The sequence below is a fragment of the Thalassospira povalilytica genome, from assembly GCF_002844235.1.
In the GTDB taxonomy this organism is placed as follows: domain Bacteria; phylum Pseudomonadota; class Alphaproteobacteria; order Rhodospirillales; family Thalassospiraceae; genus Thalassospira; species Thalassospira povalilytica.
Genome location: NZ_PGTS01000001.1, coordinates 774,513 through 795,773 on the forward strand (window position 1 = coordinate 774,513; position 21,261 = coordinate 795,773).

Genomic DNA, 21,261 nt, shown 5'->3' on the forward strand with positions numbered 1-21,261 from the left:
AACGCCAAAGTCCCTATTTCTGGCGGTTTTTCTTATCGCGATACATTTCAAGATCGGCAACCGCCATCATTTCTTCGAAATTTTGGTTAATTGGTTCAAAGAAAACAGACGCCCCCGAACTGATTTCGGGTGTCTCGCGGATCGGTGCTTTGGCGTTGGGGATGTTGAGTTTGATATTCGCAAGCGCGTTGCGCACACGGGTGATGATGGTAGTAAGATCCCCCCGGTTCCGGACATAGCCAAGCACGGCAAATTCGTCACCGCCGACGCGACCGCAAATATCAACCTCGCGGATGCTGTCGGTGATCGCCTTGCCAACCGCACGAAGGGCGGCATCCCCGGCGGCATGGCCATAATCGTCATTCCAGCGCTTCATATTGTCGAGATCAAAGAAAATGACCCCGATATGATGGTGATAGCGTTTGGCGATGCGGATTTTCTGATGGGCAAGCATCTCAAATCCGGCGCGGTTATTCAGCCCGGTAAGCGGATCTGTCATCGACATTTCGCGCATGACTTCGAACTGTTCATACAGGCGCAAGTCGGCCTCGATCAGATCGCGGAAAACATCAAGCAGTGTCTGAAGGGGCTCCTCATAGCTGGTTGGCTGGCGATCAAACACGCACAGGGTGCCAAAAACCTCACCATTCGGCCACAGAAGGGGTGTGCCGAAATAGGAGACATAACCGTCATCAGTCAGTTCGGGATTGTCGGCCCATTCCGATTTTCCGCGGGCATCTGGTTCATAAAAGGGCGCTTTTTCCTGAATGACGCGTCGGCAGTAAATGTTGGAATCAAGTGGTTCCGCCTTGCCGGAAATGTCGCGATGCGGATTTTCCGCATTCTGGCTGGTTACAGCCGCCCGGTATCCTTGGTCCTTGTTATATTCGACAACATAACCGGATGTCGCACCAAGAAGCCGTGTCATCACATCGACAACGCGTTGCCATTTCGCAAGCGAGGCCTGTATGGCCTCATCCTGTGAGATCCATTCAAGTTTATGGTGGGTCGCCATTCTAACCGCCTTCGTGTCTTTCTGCCTGACCATTGAAACCGATAAGCGGTTCTGTCCCGGGCCTTTGATTTTTATATTTGTCCCGCGCGCGGGGAGAACAAGCTGTCTTTTCCATCATTTACGCCCAAAAGCCCGCCGGGCCGCAGGACCAGAATGGCGGCAAGCAACCCGAATACCGCGACATCGCGATAGGCGCCGCCGAAATATCCGGACCAGTATGCCTCTGTCAGGCCGATGACAAATCCGCCCAACCAGGCCCCGCGCATCTGCCCGATGCCACCAAGAATGGCCGCGACCAGTGCCTTGAACCCGAAAAGTGTACCGGAATGAAAGTTAATCACGCCATAACGCAACGCCATTACAGCACCGGTAATGCCGCATAAAAATCCAGCCAGAACAAATGATTGCTGTTCGATGCGTTGCAACGATATGCCGCACAGACCAGCAGCAATGCGATCCTGGCTGATTGCGCGCCATTGGCGTCCGAACCGGGTATTTGCCATCATCCAGATCAGGACGCCACCAACCGCAACGGCCATGCCGATCGACAGAACGTCAAATCCAAGCATGCGCACAACGAACTGATCGCTGCGCAGGACCGGAAACGAATATTGCCACAGCGGCGGCAGATTGAAATTGCGGGCCGATATGACAAGCCGGACAAACTCCTGAATGAACAAAACACATCCAAGCGATGCCACGATCACGGCCCGGCCACCCGCGGCCTTGCGTCCGAGCTGCCCGAAGACATTGCGCCAAGTCAGATGGCTAAGTCCGGAACCGACAAAGACCGCCATCGCGGTTGCCCCGATCACGATCAGAAAAAGGTTCCATCCGGCAAGCGATGATAACAGCAAACCGCCAATCACCGTTGACAGGGCCGCCGTCATGACGATTTCGCCAAAGGCCAGATTAATCCGTCCGATCAACCCGTAAATCAGCGTGAAAGACAGCGCGAGCAATCCGTAAATCGCCCCGCGAGACAGGCCATTGATACCAAGTTGCAGCCCATAGGCCAGATCGCGGGAAACTTCGGGGACATCGGGCGTCAGACCGTGCTGATCAGGGTTTTCATACCGATCAAGCGCCTGCCTGCCGACACGATCAAGCCAGAACCGGTTCAGGATCGAAAGATGGGTCGGGGAAATCGGTCCGAACCGGCTGGTTTCGATCCCGATCAGGGTACCGGGACCGTTGGGCTTGTCCGCATGTGAAAACAGACAGCTCATCTGATGGACCGGCAGGGACGATATGGCCGATGGTGACGGAGCTTTGTCGGGAACCGTGCGGGCATTGTCCAGTATGATCTGATAGTGCAGGGTGATGCGCGTCTGATCGGTGATTTCGTCAAATCGGGTCAGAAGCCGGATTTTGGGTGCTTCGTCTTCAATACCGGGAAGGGCAATGCGGCAGATGTTGAATTGCCAGGGATCATCGGGCTGACAAGCGCCAAGGCCGATCGCCAGAAATGGCATCAGCAGCATGAAAGGCCAGCATCTGAAAGCCCGGAACCGATGACGCACGCAATTCCCCGGCAGAGTTCGTGATGACATATCCTGCTTGATTTTCAGGTTTTTACAAGAAAACGATGCCATCTCTTGCCGGAATGTTGCCCGTTTTTCTTGCGATCAGGATCAACAGGTTCCAGACTTGCGCCAATCAGATTGATGATTTCATAAAAGGAGACGCCCGCATGGCAGACGTGATCGACTATACGATCCATGGCGAAGAAATGCAGTTGGTCGAAATCGAACTGGATCCGGGCGAAGGTGTCCGGGCCGAAGCCGGTGCCATGATGTATATGGGCGATGGCATTGCCATGCAGACCGGGACGGGCGGGGGCCTGTTTTCCGGGTTCAAGCGCATGCTGACCGGTGAAGGATTCTTTATCACAAGCTTTGTCCATGAAGGATCGGGCAAGGGGCATGTTGCCTTTGCTGCCCCCTATCCCGGCAAGGTGGTGGCACTTGATCTGGCGGAACTTGGTGGTGAAATCATCTGTCAGAAGGATGCGTTCCTGTGTGCTGCGGCCGGGATCGATATTGATATCGCCTTTTCCAAAAAGATCGGTGCGGGCCTGTTTGGTGGTGAAGGTTTCATCCTTCAGCGGCTGAGCGGTGATGGCATGGCCTTCATGCATGCCGGGGGCACGATCATCCGCAAGGATTTGCAAGCAGGTCAGACCTTGCGCGTGGATACCGGGGCGCTGGTGGCAATGACGCCATCCATTGATTATTCGATCAAATTTGTTGGCGGATTTACCAATGCGCTGTTTGGCGGCGAGGGACTGTTTGTCACGACCCTTGAAGGTCCGGGCACGGTCTGGCTGCAAAGTTTGCCATTCTCGCGCCTTGCCGATCGCATTGCCGCGGCCCTGCCGCAGGATCGCAACAAGGGCTAAGACGGGCCTGCCGGCATCAAGATGGATGTGTCGTGCCCGCATGTTTTGACGGGCGCGACAGATTTATCGGGCTTGAATTTTTGCCAAACCGGTCAAAAGGTATTACCAATTTCGATCATCTCGGCGTAAGGTGTCAGCCCTTATCGCGTAATCCGGATCAGACCCCACATCATTCTGGTCCGGTTTGCGACCGCCACCAGGATTGAAAAGACCAAAGAGCAAAATCATGTCAGATCGCCAATATGAACGCATCAAAACCCCGGAAAGCCTGATCAGCGCCCTGCGCGAGATGCTGGGCGATCGGCTGTCAACTGCGCAGGCTGTGCTTGAACAGCACGGCAAGGATGAAAGCTGGCACGAGGCATCGCCGCCCGATGCGGTGGTTTTTGCAACCTCGACCGAAGAAGTCGCCGAAGTCGTCAAGCTGTGTGTTGCCCACAATGTCCCGATCGTTCCGTTTGGCACGGGCTCATCGCTTGAAGGGCATGTTGCGGCATTGCGCGGCGGGATTTGCATTGATGTATCGCGGATGGACGCGATCCTTGAGGTCAATAACGAGGACCTTGATTGCCGCGTTCAGGCCGGTGTAACTCGCGAACAGCTTAATGATCACTTGCGCGATACCGGTCTGTTTTTCCCGATTGATCCGGGTGCGAATGCATCGATCGGTGGCATGACCGCAACCCGCGCATCGGGCACCAATGCGGTACGGTATGGCACCATGCGCGACAATGTGCTGAGCCTGACGGTCGTGACCCCGGAAGGCAAGATCATCAAAACCGCCAACCGTGCCCGCAAATCATCGGCCGGTTATGATCTGACCCGTCTGTTTGTCGGGTCCGAGGGTACGCTTGGTGTGATCACGGAAATCGGTTTGAAGCTTTATGGCATCCCGGAAGCCATGTCGGCTGCTGTCTGTGCCTTCCCGACGGTCGAGGCCGCGGTTGATACCGTGATCCTGACCATCCAGGCCGGCATTCCGGTTGCCCGGATCGAATTCCTTGATGAATTGCAGGTCCGCGCGGTCAACAACTATTCCAAGCTTGATCACAAAGAAGCCCCGACCCTGTTCTTTGAATTCCATGGCACCGAAGCCGGTGTGAAAGAACAGGCCGAGTTTGTTCAGTCCGTGGCCGAAGAATACGGTGCCGAAGAATTCCAGTGGGCAACCCGTCAGGAAGACCGCAACAAGCTGTGGGCCGCACGTCACAAGGCCTATTACGCGTCGCTTCAGCTGGAACCGGGCAAGGCCGGCATGCCGACCGATGTGTGCGTGCCGATTTCAAAACTGGCCGAAGCCATCACCGAAACCCGTGCGGATTGCGATGCCAGCCCGCTGACCTGCACCATCATCGGTCATGTCGGCGATGGCAACTTCCACACACTGATCCTGCTCGATCCGGAAGATCCGGCACAGATGGAAGAAGCCAACCGCCTGCACAAGCGCATGGTGGAACGTGCCCTGAAACTCGGCGGGACCTGCACGGGGGAACATGGCATCGGTTATGGCAAGCTCGATTTCATGGTGGCCGAACATGGCGAAGATACGATTGCCATGATGCGCGCCATCAAAGCGGCCATTGATCCCAAAGGTCTGATGAATCCGGGCAAGCTGATCCCCGGGCTTTGATATCATCATACAATTTGGAAAAGTGTTGCAAAACGGGGCCATTGGGCCCCGTTTTTGGTCAGAATCGGAATGACAGTGAAATCGATCCGAACTGGTCAGCACCGCTTTGGGCGGTGAATTCCGGGGTGCGATAGACATGGGTGTAGGTCAGGCGCGCCTGGCCGATGATCATCGCAAAACCGATCTGAAGGTCCCCGACCAGCGGTTCCTTGTCGACCGAAGCACTGTCGGCAAAGGTATTGCCATCAAGGGTGATATCGCGCACGACATAGCGGCCGGCAAAGCCCGCAAAAAGATACCCGCTGACCGGGAAGCCTTCTGTATCCGGGACAAAGAAGTCCGAACCGGGCAGGCTTGGGCGAATGCGCGGCGGGCCGTAATCGGCAGGCAGGTCAAAGCCCATACGGAACATTGTCCCGATTTCGGCATTGGTGAACGCATTGCCAAGGGTCACCGCCCCGTGCGGTGTGGCATCAAACTCAATGCCTGAAACATCGGCTTCAAACCAGCTGCGATATTTCCGTTCATAGGTCAGGCCAATGATCGGTTCATTCTTGATCTGGTTGTCCCAGCCTTCCGGGCGTGGGCTGTCGATCAGTTTATGCACGAAATCCTGCGTTTTGTCGGCAAGGGATGCCGGGCCGACAACGCCCAGCGTCAGTTCAAGTGTGTCGATGCGCGAATAGTTGCTTTCGCCATCATCGGATTTCAGTCCGGTATCAGACAGAAGCCCCGCCGTCCCGTACAGCATCCCGGCCCAGGGGCGATCATCGGGCTGGTGTTCGGCGATGGTTATGTCATCGGGGGTATACATGGTCTGGCCCAGAGAATAGCTGGTGCGAATGCGGCCTTCGGATGCGAAAAACGGCACCTGTTTGGCAACGTTCAAAAAGGCCGCAGGCGCACTGTCTTCTGGCGAAACAAAGGCCAGTCGCACACCGTTGGTGTAATGCTGATCACTGTTGGTCGGTGTGAAAAGGTCGTTTTCAACCGAAAGCGACACACCCCATTTTTCATCCGGCGTACGCGTTGATTGCGGCCCGTCTGCCGTATTGGTCTGGGCATGCAGGGTTCCCATCCCGGCGACTAAGGCAATCAGTGACGCTGAAAGTACGACAAGATGACGAACTGCCGGGGCCTGATACATAATGAATTATCTCATGAACGCAGATGGTTGCAGGGAAACATGTGGAAGTTCGGATATTAATTGGTCCTGACCCTATGACCACAGAATTTGGACAATTTGTGGCGGGTTTGTAAGTGCTGTCCGGATGCGGGGCCCGATTACAGAAAACCGGGCCAATCTATTGTAACAGTGAAACAATACGATGCCATGATTGTTCCCGCAATGATGTGATCTGTTTATCACAATTTCGGCTTTGCGCACAAAAACGCCGCCAGTGTGGCGGCGTTTGGAGGGTGTTCTGGTTTGTTGGGCTGGTTACGGCACCTGTCGACGCAGACGTGCGACATCGGCGTGACTGGTGTCAATGATCCCGCGATAGGCATGCCAGCTTGAATAGCCAAGCAACGGCATCATGATCGCCAGTCCGAACATGAAGACGACCATGCCACAGGCGGCAAGAATGGCAATCACCGCAGCCCAGCCAATCAGAACTTTCCAGTTTTTGCGAAACGCATTCACACTGATGATGACAGCGGTAATCACATCAACATCGCGATCAACCAGAAGCGGGATCGAGACCACCGAAATGGCAAAAACAATGATCGCCAGCGCACCGCCAAGGATGGAACCGGTAATCAGGAATGTAATCGCATCGCGCGAAAAGAATGTTTCCCAGATCAGGGCATCAAGTGACGGCATGGTTCCGTTGTAAAACAGCGCGAACAGCAACATCGCAATCCGCGTCCATGCCAGGAAGAACAGCATCAGCACAACACCGATCGCCCCGATCTGTCCGGGGTTGCGGCGAAAACCGTTCAGGCTGTGCCAGATGGTAACATTTTCGCCCATCTCAAGGCGGCGGCTGGTTTCGTAAAGGCCCACGGCGACAAGCGGTGCCAAAAGCATAAAGCCCGCAGCCAGCGGCAATGTCAGATAAGGCTGTCCGGTTCGAAAGATGCTCAGGATCACGAGCCACCCAGCCAGGACGCAAAGCGCACCATAGGTCAGGCCAATCGCCGGTGTCTGTTTGAAGTCCCGCCAGCCGGCCTGAAGCCATTTGCCGGACTGGTCGGTTGTGATGGTCCGGATCGTAATACCGTGCAGTCCGTTGTCGACCGTGTTTTCTGGCGTTTGAATTGTTGTATCGGTCATTTTCATCCTCCCTGCCGCGGAAAAGCGCGATGATCTTTCGATTTGAATGAAAGTCAGGATTGAATTTATTGTTTTCTAAAATGTATCATTTTAATCGACGATTTCCAGTATCCAGTTGATTTTAAACTATGTATTTGGCTCGAAAGGTGTTTCGAAACTGGAATTTATGGTTTGGTTACGGCCTGTTCGATGCTTGTTTTTATTTGTTAAAAATTGTGCGATTTCTGCGCGATGCTTGACCCGTGTCCGGGGGCTGCTCACATGTTATGGGCCGGGGCGATAAGGCGGTGGAAAAATGCTTCCCGCAAGATCGCGCACCATGTCGTGTAATGAATGCAACATTCTCTCGCCATTTTCTGTTGCGACAGATGTCACGAGCCCTATGATTTTGGACTGAAAATCAAACCATTGAGGGTCACGGCCAAACGGCAGTGTGACCTTGCGAGCGAGCGGAGCCTGACTGTTGAAAAAGATCCTTGCCGTAATCGGTGCGTTAGTAGTGGTGCTTGTAGCCGCATTGCTGATCATTCCGTCCCTGATTGACTGGAATGGCTACAAGGCACAGATCACCCAGGCCGTCCGGGATGCGACGGGCAGGGAGCTTGTTCTGACGGGCGACCTGTCGATGTCGCTGATCCCGTCGCCGTCGCTTTCGGCAAGTCAGGTGACCTTGGGCAATTTGCCTGGTGCACAGGATGCCGACATGGTTTCGATTGAAGAGGCGCGGGTTTCGGTTGCCCTGATGCCGCTGCTTACCGGCAATATCCAGGTTACTGAAGTCAGCCTGATTGATCCGGTTATCGCAATCGAGACATTTGATAACGGTACGAACAATCTGGTCTTTGATCCGGCAGCCGCGCCGCGTTCCGGACCGGATGCAGGCACGATAACAGTTCCGCAAACAGAGCCCCAGACCCCGGCAGCCAACGAGGAAAATGGTGGCAGTGCCACAACCGGGACTGAGGAAACCGCATCGGGCAGTGATTTTGCAAGCACGATCAAGATCGATCGTCTTGAAATCGAAAATGCCACCATCATTTACCGCACCCCGGGTTCGGTCGAACGTATCGAGGGTCTGACGGTTGGTGTGTCGGCCGACAGTCTGAATGGTCCGCTCGAAGGGGAAGGGTACGTTTTCTATCGCGGTATCCCGCTGACATTTGGCTTTAATGTCGGTCAGATCAGTCAGGTTGCGCCATTCCCGATCAGCCTGAAAGTCGGCATCGACAAGGTTGACGGTGGTGTCACCGTTGCCGGGCGCGTCGATCTTTCAACCGACAATCCCGGCTTTGATGGTCAGATTGACGGTGATTTCAAGGACCTTCGCGAGGCGGCCCTGCGTATTGCCGGCGATGGTGCGGAAATCCCCGATATTGCGGCAAAGCCGCTTGATCTTGGTGGTCACATCACCGCGAATGCAAAGTCGGTCACATTAAATGATCTGTCGATCCGCTTTGGCGAGACCCGTGGTTCGGGCGCCATTGCCATTGATCAGGAACCCAGCATGCGTGCCGATGTCGCATTGCGGTTCAACCAGCTTGACCTTGATAGCATTCTGGTTCTGGCAGATATGGGCGACGGGGCCGGGGCTGCATCGGGTTCGTCATCGACAGATACCGCAACTTCGGGCAATGACGGTGCAACCGATGGCAGCGCGCAATCCATCCCGTCGCAAAGCTCGGTTAAAAAGGGTGACAGTGCAAATGCACCGATCATTCCGGCTGATCTGACAGCCGCGATCGATTTTGAAGTCGAAACCCTTATTTATAATCAGACCCCGGTTCACAATGCGCGGGTCAATGCCGCGATTGCCAACAGCAAGATCACCCTGAACGAGGTTTCAGCGGGCCTTCCGGGCGGGACAGACTTTGCCGTGTTCGGCAGCATTTCAGGCGAAAAACCCAAACTGTCTGCGGCGCTGAGCTATGAAATGGCATCGGAAAATATCCGGGCGGTGATCCGTTGGCTGGGTGTTGATGTTGACGGTGTTCGTGCGGACAGGCTGCGCCGGTTCTCACTGACTGGCGGGATCAAGGGAACGCCCGATCAGTTGAACATCTCCGATCTTGACCTTCGAATTGATGACACCGCCATTCGTGGTGCGGTTGTTGCCAATCTTGGCGGATCGGGGCTGCCGGCACTTGGTATCGGCCTGAAGCTCGACCGGATCAATCTTGATCAGTATGTCGCAACCGCCCAGACCGGTGGCGATGCATCCGCAACGACGTCGGGCAGCGCGGGCAATGGCACCGCAACCGGAACGTCCGCCACGGGCGGGGCTGAGAACGGTGCTTCAAACGCGACCGCGGCCAAGGAAGACATGGTCAAGGTCATCAAGGACGCATTGGCGCCACTTGATGGGCTGGCGGCAAATTACCGGCTGGCTGCCGATGAAATCATTTCGTCGGGTGTTGCTGTGCGCGGCATCATGATTGATGGCAGCATCAAGGGGCGCGATATCACCCTTGGCAATTTTGCCGTTTCAGATGCCGCAGGGCTGAGTGCATCGGCAAAGGGTACCTTTAATGGCAGTGCCGATATTCCGGCTTTTGAAAATCTGTCTGTCCGGGTAACCGCAAAGACGCTGGAACCGCTTGCCAAGCTTACGGGCATTACGCTTCCGGCACCGGCAAGCAGCTATAAAAGCATTCAGGCAAATCTTGGCCTGAATGGTCCGATTACTGGTCCGACCCTTAAACTTGATGTGTCCAACCCGCTTATGCAGGTGGCACTTGATGGTGTGGTGTCACAGATGCTGGGCGCCAATCCGGGACTGGATGGCAAACTGGCGGTGCAGGCATCCAGTCTGAACCGCGCGCTTGATCTTGTTGCACCGACCTATACGCCATCAGGCAATCTTGGCCGACTGGCTGTTTCCAGCACGGTCAAGGGCAATGCGCAAAATGTTGCGCTTGATGATCTGAAGTTTGTGCTTGGTGCGTTCGAAACCGCGGGTAAGGTGACCTTTGACGGCAGCCAGGCACAGCCGAAACTGACGGTCGCACTTTCTGGTGGCAAACTGGTCGTCGATCCGTTCGTGCCTGCACAAAAGCGCGCTGGTCTTATGCACGGTATTGGCAGTGGTCCGCGCAAGGCCGCGTTCAATCTGCCGGCAAGCATGACCGCAACACGGGTTGATGCGCGTGATGGTACGCCGTGGGATGATACCGTCATTGACGTATCGGCATTGCGATCGATTGATGCCGATATCGCCATTGCGCTTGATCAGCTTGATTTCGATACCTACAGCCTTGTTAACCCGGATCTGAAGGCAATCCTGGTTCAGGGACTTCTGACGATCTCGAACTTCAAGGGACTGTTGGGGGATGGTGATCTTGCCATCAACGGCACGTTTGACGCACGTAACACGGATGTGCCGCAACTTGCCCTGAAGGGGGATCTTGATGGTGCGCGGATCGAACGGCTGACGCCGATCAAGGTGGCCAATGATACGATTATTGGCGGTGCGAACCTTAAATTCGATGTTACGGCAGCGGGCAATACGTCACGCCGTCTGGTTTCGGCCCTGAACGGCACGGCCAATCTGGTTTTGACCGAGGTCCGGTTCAGCAATGCGTCAAAACGGTCGAATGATCCGAAGCTCAATATCGAAGCCCTACTACGTCAGGGGCCACAGGCAATGGTCGTCGAAGGGGTTGGCAACAACGATCTGCTGCAATCGCTTGAAGGTGACATCACCATCACCAAGGGCATTGCCAAGACCACCCGTGTCGAAGCGCTTTCGCGTGTCGGGACGGCGGATGCCGATGCGACGCTTGATCTTCCGAAATGGGTGATGGATACGACCGCAGATTTCGATTTTTCCAAGAAGATCGAAGAACTGCCGCCGTTCAGCGTTTATGCCAAAGGCAAGATCGATGATCCGGTCATTACCGGACGCATGGACAAGGTTGCGGTCAAGGTTCTTGATAACATCCTTGATAAGGCACTTGGCGGAAGCAGCTCAGGCAACAGTGATACCGGATCAGGTGGCAATTCACCCGAAGATGCGGCAAAGGGCCTTTTGAAAGGGCTTTTGAATCAATTTGGTCGCTAGGTGTGCGGCATCGTGATGACACAGAAAACGGCCCTGCATTGCGGGGCCGTTTTTCGTTTGTCCTCAGACGGTTGTTCGTATGTTGTAATATAACGGCAAAAAAACCTTAACAAACGGGCTCGGCTTCGACATGATCCGCGCGTCGATTCCCTTTTGTGGTAACGGTTGATTATGTCGGTTAAAAAAACTGCTCTGGATAAGGACCTCAAGTGGCAAAAGCGCATGGATGCCGGGATGGGCGCAACTGCGTCGATCAGTGCAAAACTTGGTCTTGCCATTGTTTTCCTGCTTGCCTGTAGTGCGTTTGTCGCCTTTCACATGGGTGGACTGCCGCAAAGTGGCTTCCTGATCGCCGCTGCTGTGATCGGCGGTTACATGGCGCTCAATATCGGTGCCAATGATGTTGCCAACAATGTTGGTCCTGCGGTCGGCTCAAAAGCACTGACCATGGTTGGTGCGCTGTTGATTGCCGCCGTTTTCGAAGCCGCAGGTGCGATCATTGCCGGTGGCGACGTTGTCGGGACCATCAAGAACGGCATTATCGATCCAAACCAGATGCCTGATGCCCAGACCTTTGTCTGGGCGATGATGGCGGCGCTTTTGGCGGCTGCCCTTTGGCTGAACCTGGCGACCTGGCTCGGGGCGCCGGTATCAACCACGCATTCGATCGTTGGCGGTGTGATGGGTGCTGGCATGGCTGCCGTCGGGCTTGGCGCCGTCAACTGGCCGACCATGGGCACCATTGCTGCCAGCTGGGTGATTTCCCCGGTCCTGGGTGGTCTGATTGCCGCGGGCTTCTTGGCCTTTATCAAATTCCGCATCATCTATACCGCAGACCGCGTTGCGGCCGCACGCAAATGGGTTCCGATCCTTGTGGGCGTGATGGTTTCGGCATTCTCGATGTATCTGATGATGAAGGGTGTGAAGAAAGTCTGGAAGGCCGATACCCCGGTTGTGATTGCCATTGGTATCGCCGCATTCTTCATTACGGTCATTCCGGTTCGCAAGGCCGTGATCCGTGCATCGGCATCGATGACCGGACGGCGTAAGGAAATTGCATCGCTGTTCCGTATTCCGCTTGTTGTGTCGGCAGCTCTTTTGTCCTTTGCCCACGGCTCTAACGACGTTGCCAACGCGATTGGCCCGCTTGCAGCCATCGTATCGGGTGTGGATAGCGGTGAAATCGTGACCAAGGCCCCGATCCCGATCTGGGTTATGGTGATTGGTGCGCTTGGTATTTCGGCTGGTCTGATCCTGTTTGGTCCGAAACTGATCAAAACCGTTGGCTCCAAAATCACCAAACTTGATCCGATCCGTGCCTATACGGTTGCACTTTCGGCGGCATTGACCGTGATTGTGGCCTCGGCACTCGGTCTTCCTGTCAGCTCGACCCACATTGCGGTCGGCGCGGTGTTTGGTGTCGGTTTCCTGCGTGAAAGCCTGTCGCATCGTCGTCGTCAGGTGGCACCGCCGATGCTGGTGGACGCGCCGGAAGGCGAACAGTCCGACGAACATCTCGAAGCATTGCGTCAGATTGATCCGAACGAAGCCGAACGGGCCGAGAAGAAACTGCGCAAGCGGCTTCTGGTGCGCCGTCGCTATGCGGTGACGATTGCAACAGCCTGGGTGGTGACGGTTCCGGCCGGTGCCTTCCTTGGGGCGCTGCTGTTCTTCACCATTCGCGGTATCATGCTGTAATTGCAATAAGAATAAAGTTTCGCGGCACGGCGTCCCACTTTCCCCGGGGCGACTTGCAGCGATCTGCAGCGGCGGTCAGGGTAACCTGGCCGCCGTTTTTCCTTGACCATACGGGGGGCGGGGCGTAAACAGCGCCCCAACCAAAGTTACCCGAACCCGGTCTTGATCGTCGCCCAGTAAGGTGGGCCGCGAGATTTGTTATGCGTGGGTTCACCTTTTTGAAGGACGAAAAGATGAAAGCGATCATTTTCGGCATTCTGGCAATGGCAGCGACTGTTGTTGCGTCGAACATTCTGGTCGAATACCCGCTTCCGGGTGTGTTGGCAGATTGGCTGACCTATGGCGCCTTTACCTATCCGGTGGCGTTTCTGGTAACCGATCTGACCAACCGTGCACGCGGTGCAGGGGCCGCACGTATTGTTGTGCTGGCGGGCTTTGCCCTGGCTGTTGTGTTGTCGCTGATCCTTGCGGATACGCGGATCGCCATTGCGTCCGGTACTGCTTTCCTGATTGCCCAGATGCTTGATGTCACCATCTTTGACAAACTGCGTCAGGCAACCTGGTGGAAAGCACCGCTTGTTTCATCTGGCATCGGTTCGGCTGTTGATACGGCATTGTTCTTTTCGATCGCCTTTGCCGGTACCGGTCTTCCGTGGGATACCTGGGCATTGGGTGATTTCACCGCCAAGGTGATCATGGCGCTGACCTGTCTTGCGCCGTTCCGTCTGTTGATGGCGGTGGTAACGCCGCGCCTGAATGCGGAACCGGCACAGGGCTGATATGACGCGCCAAGCCTTGTGGTTTTGAACGAAGGGGCGCATAAAACGCCCCTTCAATTGTTTGTCCAATCAACCGGAATAATCCCGATCCATGAAAGTCGATCTGTTCGATTTCGAATTGCCGCGCGAACGCATTGCCGAACATCCGGCAAATCCGCGTGATGCTGCACGCATGCTTGATCTGTCTGCTGGCGGAATGACCGACCGTATCGTGCGCGAACTGCCCGATATTTTGCGCCCGGGTGATTTGCTTATTTCCAATGATACCCGCGTGATCCCGGCGCGCCTGTTTGGCAAGCGCGGAGACGCCAAGGTCGAAGTCACCCTGCACAAGCAGGAAGGACTGGCCGAATGGGTGGCGTTTGCAAAGCCGGCCAAAAAGCTTCGGATCGGGGAAACCTTCAAGGTCAATGACGAATTCGAAGCCGAAGTGCTTGATAAGAAGGATGGCGGCGAGGTTACGCTGAAATTCAACCGTTCGGGTGCCGACCTGATCGCGGCACTTGAAAAATACGGTGTCATGCCGTTGCCGCCCTATATCCGTCGCGAAGCCGGCGGCAGTGATCAGGACAAATCCGATTATCAGACCATCTTTGCCCAAAAAGATGGTGCTGTTGCAGCCCCGACGGCGGGCCTGCATTTTACCCCGGAACTTTTGGCCAATCTGGATGCGCGCGGGATCAATCGCCGCACCATTACCCTGCATGTCGGGGCGGGCACGTTCCTTCCGGTCAAGGTTGATGATACCGATGACCATAAAATGCATGCGGAATGGGGATCGATCAGCAAGGAAATCGCTGATCTGATCAACGAAACGCGCGCCAATGGCGGACGCGTTGTTGCGGTGGGTACGACGTCGCTGCGCCTGCTTGAAAGTGCGGCGCGCGAAGATGGTGTGGTTGAACCGTTCGAAGCGGAAACCGACATCTTTATCACGCCGGGGTATAAGTTCCGCGCGGTCGACATGCTTTTGACCAACTTCCATCTGCCGCGTTCGACCCTGTTCATGCTGGTTTCGGCCTTTGCCGGGTTTGAACGCATGAAGGCCGCCTATAACCACGCGATCGAAAACGAATACCGTTTTTATTCTTATGGCGATTGCAGTCTGCTTGAATGCGCCAGTAAAATTGATGCACGGACATAAATTGTCATGACCGAATTTCGCTATGAATTGCTTGCCCAGGATGGCAAGGCCCGTTTGGGGCGCATCCACACCGCGCACGGCGTGATCGATACGCCGACTTTCATGCCGGTGGGGACTGCCGCCACGGTTAAGGGCATGTTGCCGGAAAACGTCGCCGATACCGGTGCGCAAATCCTTCTTGGCAATACGTACCATTTGATGCTGCGTCCGGGTGCGGAACGCATTGCGCGTCTTGGTGGCCTGCATAAATTCATGAACTGGGACAAGCCGATCCTGACTGACAGTGGCGGGTATCAGGTCATGTCGCTGGCAAAATTGCGCAAGATCACCGAAGAAGGTGTCACCTTCAAAAGCCACATTGACGGGCGCAAGTTTAACCTGACGCCGGAACGCTCGATGGAAATCCAGCATTTGCTGGGCTCGACCATCACCATGGCCTTTGATGAATGCACGCCGTTCCCGGCAACCGAGCAGCAGGCCCGCGAAAGCATGCAGATGTCGATGCGCTGGGCCAAGCGGTCCAAGGACGCCTTTGTCGAACGCGAAGGCTATGCGCTTTATGGCATTCAGCAGGGCAGCGTTTTTGAAAACCTGCGTCGTGAAAGTTCGGAGAAGCTGGCCGAGCTTGATCTTCCGGGCCATTCGGTTGGTGGTCTTGCAGTTGGCGAAGGCCAGCAGATCATGTTTGATACGCTTGATTTCTGCGTCGATATGCTGCCGGCCAACAAGCCGCGTTACCTGATGGGGGTTGGCAAGCCGTCTGATCTTGTTGGTGCGGTGATGCGCGGGATTGATCAGTTTGATTGCGTTCTTCCGACCCGTTCGGGCCGCAATGCGCAGGCCTTTACCCATCGCGGGACCTTGAACCTTAAGAATGGCCGTCATCGCGATGATGATCGTCCGCTTGATGATCAGTGCAATTGCCCGGCTTGTACAAAATATTCGCGGGCCTATCTGCATCATCTGATCAAGGCGGGTGAAATTCTGGGTGCGGTTCTGCTGACCTGGCATAACCTTGCCTATTATCAGGATTTGATGCGCGGCATGCGCGAAGCCATTGCCGAAGGCCGGATGGAGGCCTTTGCGCGCGATTTCCATGCCGGACAGGAAGGCGGGGATATCGATCCCGTGCCGATCATCGAAGATTAAGGAGGCTGTCATGGCCGATCAGACCATTTACGACAATCTGACCATGCTGGGCGGTGACACGGTACAACCGGCATCCCCGGACGAAGCCGTTCTTGAACGTGTTCAGAACCCGCAGGCCGGAACAGATTACTGTGTGCGCTTTGTCGCACCGGAATTCACATCCCTTTGCCCGATCACCGGGCAGCCCGATTTCGCCCATTTGGTCATCGACTATGTGCCGGGTGACTGGTTGGTCGAAAGCAAATCGCTGAAGCTGTTTCTGACGTCGTTCCGCAATCATGGTTCATTCCATGAAGATTGCACGATCAAGGTCGGCAAACGCATTGTTGAAACGCTTGATCCGAAATGGCTGCGCATTGGCGGATACTGGTATCCGCGCGGCGGTATTCCGATTGATGTGTTTTATCAAACCGGTGCCGCACCCGAAGGTGTGTGGATCCCGGAACAGGGCGTAGCCCCGTATCGCGGGCGCGGATAGTCTGGCGCATCGGTCTGGATTGGCGGACCGATGGCAAAGAATTCAAAGGGCTGCCTTGTTTCGCAAGGCCGCCTTTTTCGTGCGATTTTGGCAAGGGTATGATCAGTTGTTGATAATTATTCGCATTGTCATTTTCAATTGATCCTGCTAAGTCAGAAGCCGGGCAGGGGAACCTGCCGGGTTTGTGTTACTGGCTTGGTTGGAAAACGGCGATGGCGCGCCAAAGCGCATCAGTCCTTATTGCGAGTTTTCAGGAAAACTATGAACAGCTTTTGCGGTTTCTGACCCGAAAGCTGAATGGTGATTCCGAACGTGCCGCCGATGTTGCCCAGGACACCTTTGTGCGCCTTGCCAGAACGCCAGATACTGACGACGAGATCGATAATCCCCGGGCCTATATCTATCGCGTGGCGGGTAACCTTGCGATTGATCAGATCAGAAGCGACCGCCGCCAATCGGCCCATCATGACGGCGCAGATGGTGCATCGGAAATCAGTGATCCCGAACCCGGCCCGGAAAGAATTTATCTGTCGCGTGAACAGGTCAAACTGCTTGATCAGGCATTGAACCAGTTGCCGGAAAATGCCCGTGCAGCATTGCTGATGTTCCGGGTCGAAGGTTTGTCCCATACCGAGATTGCCGAGAAACTTGGTGTTTCCAACAGCATGGTCGCGAAATATATTGGTCGCGCCTTAAAGCATTGCCGTGATGCGCTTTTGGCAGGGGGCGAAAAATAATGTCAAAAAAAATGGCATCATTTGTTCTGCTCACTCGTCTTAATAACAGGAATAGCCGTTTGTCAAAGGCGGCACAGGATCGGGGACGGTTACTTTGAATTCGGGTGCATCCGCACATCAGCAGCCAGCTCTGCAAGGCTATGACAATGACATGGTCGCATTAAGCGATCAGGCCATTGACTGGCTTGTGCGTCTGCAATCCGATGATGCGACGGATCATGATCGTCAGGCATTTGCCAAATGGTCCGCCCAAAGTGATGCGCATATGCGCGCGGTCCGCGATGCAGAGGCGTTGTTCGGGGCGGTGGATCAAACGCAAACCGCGCAGGATTGGACGGGGCACGTTGCGCCATTGTCACCAAATGCAGCAAAGCCAAATAGCCCAGCACGAACAAAACGGCGTCCGGCAGCCCGTTCTGTTGCAAGGTTTGGCACACGCCGGTTTGCCCTGACGGCTGCATCGCTTTGTGCATTTGTTTTGATGATTGTGACCGGGGCTGGCATGCAAAGCGACATCTGGGCACGCTGGAATGCACAATACAGCACTGATATCGGGGGGGCTAAAACCGTCAATCTGCCGGACGGTACGGTGGCCCACATGAATACGGCGTCGGCCTTTTCCATTGATTTCTCTGACGGGGTGCGACGGGTTGATCTGGCCGCGGGCGAGGTGATCTTTGATGTGGCCAAGGATGCGCAACATCCCTTTATCGTTTCCGCCCAGGGTGGCGAAGCCATGGCCGTTGGCACCGTCTATGGCGTTCGCATCAAAGATGATCATGTGAATGTTACGGTGCGCGAAGGTATCGTTGAAGTCAGTACCGGTGTCGGAAGCAGCATACGCCTTTTGGCCGGGGATCGCGCCGTTTATCAGGATGGTCGTGGCCCGCAGGCAGATGGAACCGTTGACCTGGCTGCGTATGGAAGCTGGCAACGCGGCAAGCTGATCTTTAACAACCGTCCCTTGGGCGATGTGATTGATGAAGTTCAGCGCTATAAGGCCGAACGCATCGTCATTGCCCGTGATGCAGTCCATAACTTGAAAGTTACCGGTGTATTTGACATTGCTGATCTTGATGCATTGCTTGATACGCTGGAACAGGCAATGAATGCCCGGGTTGTCAGGTTGCCGCTTTTGACGGTGATCTACTAAATCCTGTTCCCGGCTAGTCGGTTTTCGGGCCTTTTCCAATAAAATCGAAAAAAATTGAAAAATCCGGTGCAAATCGCGTTGGGTCAGATCGTCTTAAGGTCAAAAGCGAATGATTTCGGTTCTTATAATCATTCGCAAACAGGGGAATGACCGGAAGACTTATGATGAATTCAACGAATATGATGGCGCAGGTCGCAGTTAGTCAAAAAGCTGCGCAGCGGAGTGGGACTTTACGTAATGGATGGATGCGCCGTCTGGCTGCAACCACGGTGATCTCGGGGATCGCGGCAACGTGCCCGATCGTCGCACACGCGACCGAACAGCAAGCACCGGTATCGATTGATGCTGAAGTCGCGCAGTCGACTGTCGTACGCCTTGATATCCCGGCACAGGAACTTGACCGTGCGCTGACCAGTTTTGCCGATCAGGCCAACCTGAAGCTGCTTTTCCCATCCCAGGGACTGAACGGGCTGCAAGCCCCGGAACTTAAGGGCGAGATGACTGTTGATGCGGCTCTTGATCGTCTTCTGAGCGGAACGGGTCATTTTTGGCGCTACACCGATGGTGGCACGATTACAATTGAGCCGCTTTCCGAAACTGGCGAAAACGTCACCGACGCCATCCGGATTGAGGCAAACAGTGTCGGCGAAAAGGCGGATGGCCCTGTTGAGGGATATATCGCCACGCAATCACTGGCCGCGACCAAGACCGGGACACCGATCCTTGAAACATCACAAAGCATCACTGTCGTGACGCAGGATCAGATGGAAGATCAGGGTTCGCAAACCATCATGCAGGCCATGCGCTATACCCCCGGTGCCTTTACCGGACAGGTCGGGGCGTCAAACCGCTATGATTATGTGATCCTGCGCGGGCTGGTAGACCGGTCGATTGATAATATTTATCTTGATGGCCTCAAAACCATGGGCGATGACTCGACTTATAGCTCGATGCAGATCGACCCGTATTTTGTTGAACGCGCAGACGTTGTCAGAGGCCCGGCTTCTGTCCTGTACGGACGCAGTTCACCGGGGGGGATCGTTGCGCTTTCAAGCAAAAAGCCGCAGTTCGAACAGCAGGGCGAGATTGAGGTTTCCTATGGCAACCGCAATCAACGCGGTATCGGTTTTGATCTTACCGGTCCGCTTGATGACGCCGGAAAGCTTGCTTTTCGCGTGACGGGCAAGGCGGACGCAGCAGACACCCAATATACCGGTACCGAAGAAGAACGTTACGCGATTGCACCTTCGCTGACGGCGAACTTCACGGATGATACCCGTGTTACCCTGATGGCATATCTGCAAAAGGATCCCGAAGGCGGAACCCATAACGGTCTGCCCTCAGAGGGCACCTTGTTCCCGCGCAATGGCAAATACATCTCGACCGGATTTTTTGATGGTGACCCGTCGCTCGAAGCGTTCGAAAGAACCCAGAACATGGTCGGATATCAGTTCGAACATGATTTTGATGACAGTCTGACAGCGCGCCAGAATTTCCGTTTTCTTGATGCATCGGTCCATATCGATCAGATCTATCAGACCGGCTGGGATGGATCGTCTGATAACCTGAACCGGCGCTATGGCGGTGGTGACGAAGACATGCGCGCCTATGCCGTCGATAACCAGCTTCAGGCCGAATTTGCGACAGCGGATATCGACCATACCGTTTTGGGTGGCTTTGATTATCAGCATCGCCGCGTTGAAAATGCCTGGCAGTTCCCAAGCGCATCAAGCATCAATGCCTTTAACCCGGTATATGGCAACACCGGTGTGACGATTGGCGCGCCGACAAACAGCAAAGTGCAGACGCTTGAACAAGCCGGTCTTTATCTTGAAGACCAGTTGGAATACGAAAAATGGCGTTTTTCCCTTGGTTTGCGCCAGGATTGGGTCGAAACCACCAAGCATGACCGCCTGACACAGAAGAACACCGGTGAAGACCGTCAGAAGCTCACCAAGCGGGCAGGGGTGCTTTATCTGTTTGATAATGGTGTCGCGCCGTATGTCAGCTATTCCGAATCTTTTAACCCAAGCCTTTATTCCGATGTCGCGGGCAATCCGATCGAACCGTCAGAAGGCACGCAGTATGAGGCGGGTGTGAAATACCAGCCCGAGAACGGCAACCTTCTTTTGAGTGCGGCGGCCTTCTATCTAGAGCAGGATAATGTCGCGATTTACGACTCATCGACCTATGCCTATGATCCGGTCGGCAAGATCGTCAGTCAGGGGCTTGAGCTTGAAGCACGTGCGAACCTGAACGAAAACCTGAGTGTGATGGCGTCTTATACCTATACCGACGCGGCCTATGACGCGCCGGGCGATACCAAGGACGGCAAACAGCCGATGCAGGTGCCTGAACATATGGCATCACTTTGGGGCAACTATTCGTTCTATTCCGGGGCGTTGAATGGCCTTTCCATTGGTGCCGGTGCACGGTTTGTCGGTGAAATGGCAGCCAATGAAACCAACACCATCACGGTTCCGGATTACACCATCTTTGACCTGTCGCTGAACTATGACATGGCCAATGTCGGTCTTGAAAACACCGACCTTCGGGTGAATGTGAACAACCTGCTCGACGAAGAATATGTCGCGTCCTGTTTGATCACGTCATCATCGGACAACTGTTACTATGGCGAGGAACGTTCGATCCTTGCGACCGTGCGCTATCGGTTCTGATGAGCACTACTTTCCAATCAAGGGCCGCAGCATCGTGCTGCGGCCTTTTGCGTTTCAGGCAGAT

General features: G+C 54.9%; 15 protein-coding genes. 11 read left to right on the forward strand and 4 right to left on the reverse strand.

The genetic code is table 11. The features are described 5' to 3' along the window. Nucleotides 1-13 precede the first annotated feature (13 nt). Nucleotides 14-1,015: a sensor domain-containing diguanylate cyclase gene (locus CU041_RS03310; RefSeq protein WP_233432986.1), complete on the reverse strand. Its 1,002-nt coding sequence runs from the start codon at nt 1,013-1,015 to the stop codon at nt 14-16. A gap of 71 nt (nt 1,016-1,086) precedes the next feature. After that, a complete protein-coding gene (locus CU041_RS03315) occupies nt 1,087-2,499 on the reverse strand; it encodes a branched-chain amino acid ABC transporter permease (RefSeq protein ID WP_170310111.1) in 1,413 nt (470 codons plus the stop codon). 209 nt (nt 2,500-2,708) lie between these two features. Between CU041_RS03315 and CU041_RS03320 the strand changes: the two genes are divergently transcribed. Together CU041_RS03320 and CU041_RS03325 are read left to right on the forward strand one after the other, a co-directional pair. Continuing rightward, nucleotides 2,709-3,416 (forward strand): TIGR00266 family protein, encoded by a 708-nt coding sequence (locus tag CU041_RS03320; protein WP_101245915.1) that lies wholly within the window; start codon nt 2,709-2,711, stop codon nt 3,414-3,416. Between the two features lie 226 nt (nt 3,417-3,642). Further along, on the forward strand, nt 3,643-5,046 hold the full coding sequence (locus tag CU041_RS03325) for an FAD-linked oxidase C-terminal domain-containing protein (protein WP_101245736.1): 1,404 nt from the start codon (nt 3,643-3,645) through the stop codon (nt 5,044-5,046). A gap of 58 nt (nt 5,047-5,104) precedes the next feature. Here the strand turns inward: CU041_RS03325 and CU041_RS03330 are convergent, their stop codons facing one another. Then, entirely contained in the window at nt 5,105-6,193 is a 1,089-nt protein-coding gene (locus CU041_RS03330) for a lipid A deacylase LpxR family protein (RefSeq protein WP_068519549.1), read from the reverse strand. 294 nt (nt 6,194-6,487) lie between these two features. After that, nucleotides 6,488-7,324: a DUF2189 domain-containing protein gene (locus tag CU041_RS03335; protein ID WP_068519550.1), complete on the reverse strand. Its 837-nt coding sequence runs from the start codon at nt 7,322-7,324 to the stop codon at nt 6,488-6,490. A 463-nt stretch (nt 7,325-7,787) separates the two neighbouring features. Between CU041_RS03335 and CU041_RS03340 the strand changes: the two genes are divergently transcribed. From CU041_RS03340 to CU041_RS03380, 9 genes are all read left to right on the forward strand, one after another. After that, nucleotides 7,788-11,381: an AsmA family protein gene (locus CU041_RS03340; RefSeq protein ID WP_101245737.1), complete on the forward strand. Its 3,594-nt coding sequence runs from the start codon at nt 7,788-7,790 to the stop codon at nt 11,379-11,381. A 171-nt stretch (nt 11,382-11,552) separates the two neighbouring features. Then, nucleotides 11,553-13,079: an inorganic phosphate transporter gene (locus tag CU041_RS03345; RefSeq protein WP_101245738.1), complete on the forward strand. Its 1,527-nt coding sequence runs from the start codon at nt 11,553-11,555 to the stop codon at nt 13,077-13,079. Nucleotides 13,080-13,312: 233 nt separating this feature from the next. Further along, complete coding sequence (locus CU041_RS03350; protein WP_068519726.1) at nt 13,313-13,858, forward strand: VUT family protein; 546 nt, start codon at nt 13,313-13,315, stop codon at nt 13,856-13,858. A gap of 91 nt (nt 13,859-13,949) precedes the next feature. Then, nucleotides 13,950-15,002: a tRNA preQ1(34) S-adenosylmethionine ribosyltransferase-isomerase QueA gene (queA, locus tag CU041_RS03355; RefSeq protein WP_101245739.1), complete on the forward strand. Its 1,053-nt coding sequence runs from the start codon at nt 13,950-13,952 to the stop codon at nt 15,000-15,002. A gap of 6 nt (nt 15,003-15,008) precedes the next feature. Then, nucleotides 15,009-16,151 (forward strand): tRNA guanosine(34) transglycosylase Tgt, encoded by a 1,143-nt coding sequence (tgt, locus tag CU041_RS03360; protein WP_101245740.1) that lies wholly within the window; start codon nt 15,009-15,011, stop codon nt 16,149-16,151. A 10-nt stretch (nt 16,152-16,161) separates the two neighbouring features. Continuing rightward, the gene (gene queF / locus CU041_RS03365) at nt 16,162-16,629 is read left to right on the forward strand and encodes a preQ(1) synthase (protein ID WP_068519555.1); all 468 of its coding nucleotides are present in this window, start codon (nt 16,162-16,164) and stop codon (nt 16,627-16,629) included. 212 nt (nt 16,630-16,841) lie between these two features. Next, entirely contained in the window at nt 16,842-17,366 is a 525-nt protein-coding gene (locus CU041_RS03370) for an RNA polymerase sigma factor (RefSeq protein WP_068519556.1), read from the forward strand. A 94-nt stretch (nt 17,367-17,460) separates the two neighbouring features. Continuing rightward, nucleotides 17,461-18,519: a FecR family protein gene (locus tag CU041_RS03375; RefSeq protein WP_101245741.1), complete on the forward strand. Its 1,059-nt coding sequence runs from the start codon at nt 17,461-17,463 to the stop codon at nt 18,517-18,519. 245 nt (nt 18,520-18,764) lie between these two features. Then, on the forward strand, nt 18,765-21,197 hold the full coding sequence (locus CU041_RS03380; protein ID WP_233432987.1) for a TonB-dependent siderophore receptor: 2,433 nt from the start codon (nt 18,765-18,767) through the stop codon (nt 21,195-21,197). Nucleotides 21,198-21,261: the final 64 nt, after the last annotated feature.

Excerpts from the sequence above, each read along its gene's own strand:
- queF (WP_068519555.1), top strand. The coding sequence starts at position 16,162 with ATGGCCGATCAGACCATTTACGACAATCTGACCATGCTGGGCGGTGAC.
- CU041_RS03350 (WP_068519726.1), top strand. The coding sequence starts at position 13,313 with ATGAAAGCGATCATTTTCGGCATTCTGGCAATGGCAGCGACTGTTGTT.
- CU041_RS03345 (WP_101245738.1), top strand. The coding sequence starts at position 11,553 with ATGTCGGTTAAAAAAACTGCTCTGGATAAGGACCTCAAGTGGCAAAAG.
- CU041_RS03335 (WP_068519550.1), bottom strand. The coding sequence starts at position 7,324 with ATGACCGATACAACAATTCAAACGCCAGAAAACACGGTCGACAACGGA.
- tgt (WP_101245740.1), top strand. The coding sequence starts at position 15,009 with ATGACCGAATTTCGCTATGAATTGCTTGCCCAGGATGGCAAGGCCCGT.
- CU041_RS03315 (WP_170310111.1), bottom strand. The coding sequence starts at position 2,499 with ATGCTGCTGATGCCATTTCTGGCGATCGGCCTTGGCGCTTGTCAGCCC.
- CU041_RS03380 (WP_233432987.1), top strand. The coding sequence starts at position 18,765 with ATGCGCCGTCTGGCTGCAACCACGGTGATCTCGGGGATCGCGGCAACG.
- CU041_RS03310 (WP_233432986.1), bottom strand. The coding sequence starts at position 1,015 with ATGGCGACCCACCATAAACTTGAATGGATCTCACAGGATGAGGCCATA.
- CU041_RS03330 (WP_068519549.1), bottom strand. The coding sequence starts at position 6,193 with ATGTATCAGGCCCCGGCAGTTCGTCATCTTGTCGTACTTTCAGCGTCA.
- CU041_RS03370 (WP_068519556.1), top strand. The coding sequence starts at position 16,842 with ATGGCGCGCCAAAGCGCATCAGTCCTTATTGCGAGTTTTCAGGAAAAC.
- queA (WP_101245739.1), top strand. The coding sequence starts at position 13,950 with ATGAAAGTCGATCTGTTCGATTTCGAATTGCCGCGCGAACGCATTGCC.
- CU041_RS03320 (WP_101245915.1), top strand. The coding sequence starts at position 2,709 with ATGGCAGACGTGATCGACTATACGATCCATGGCGAAGAAATGCAGTTG.
- CU041_RS03325 (WP_101245736.1), top strand. The coding sequence starts at position 3,643 with ATGTCAGATCGCCAATATGAACGCATCAAAACCCCGGAAAGCCTGATC.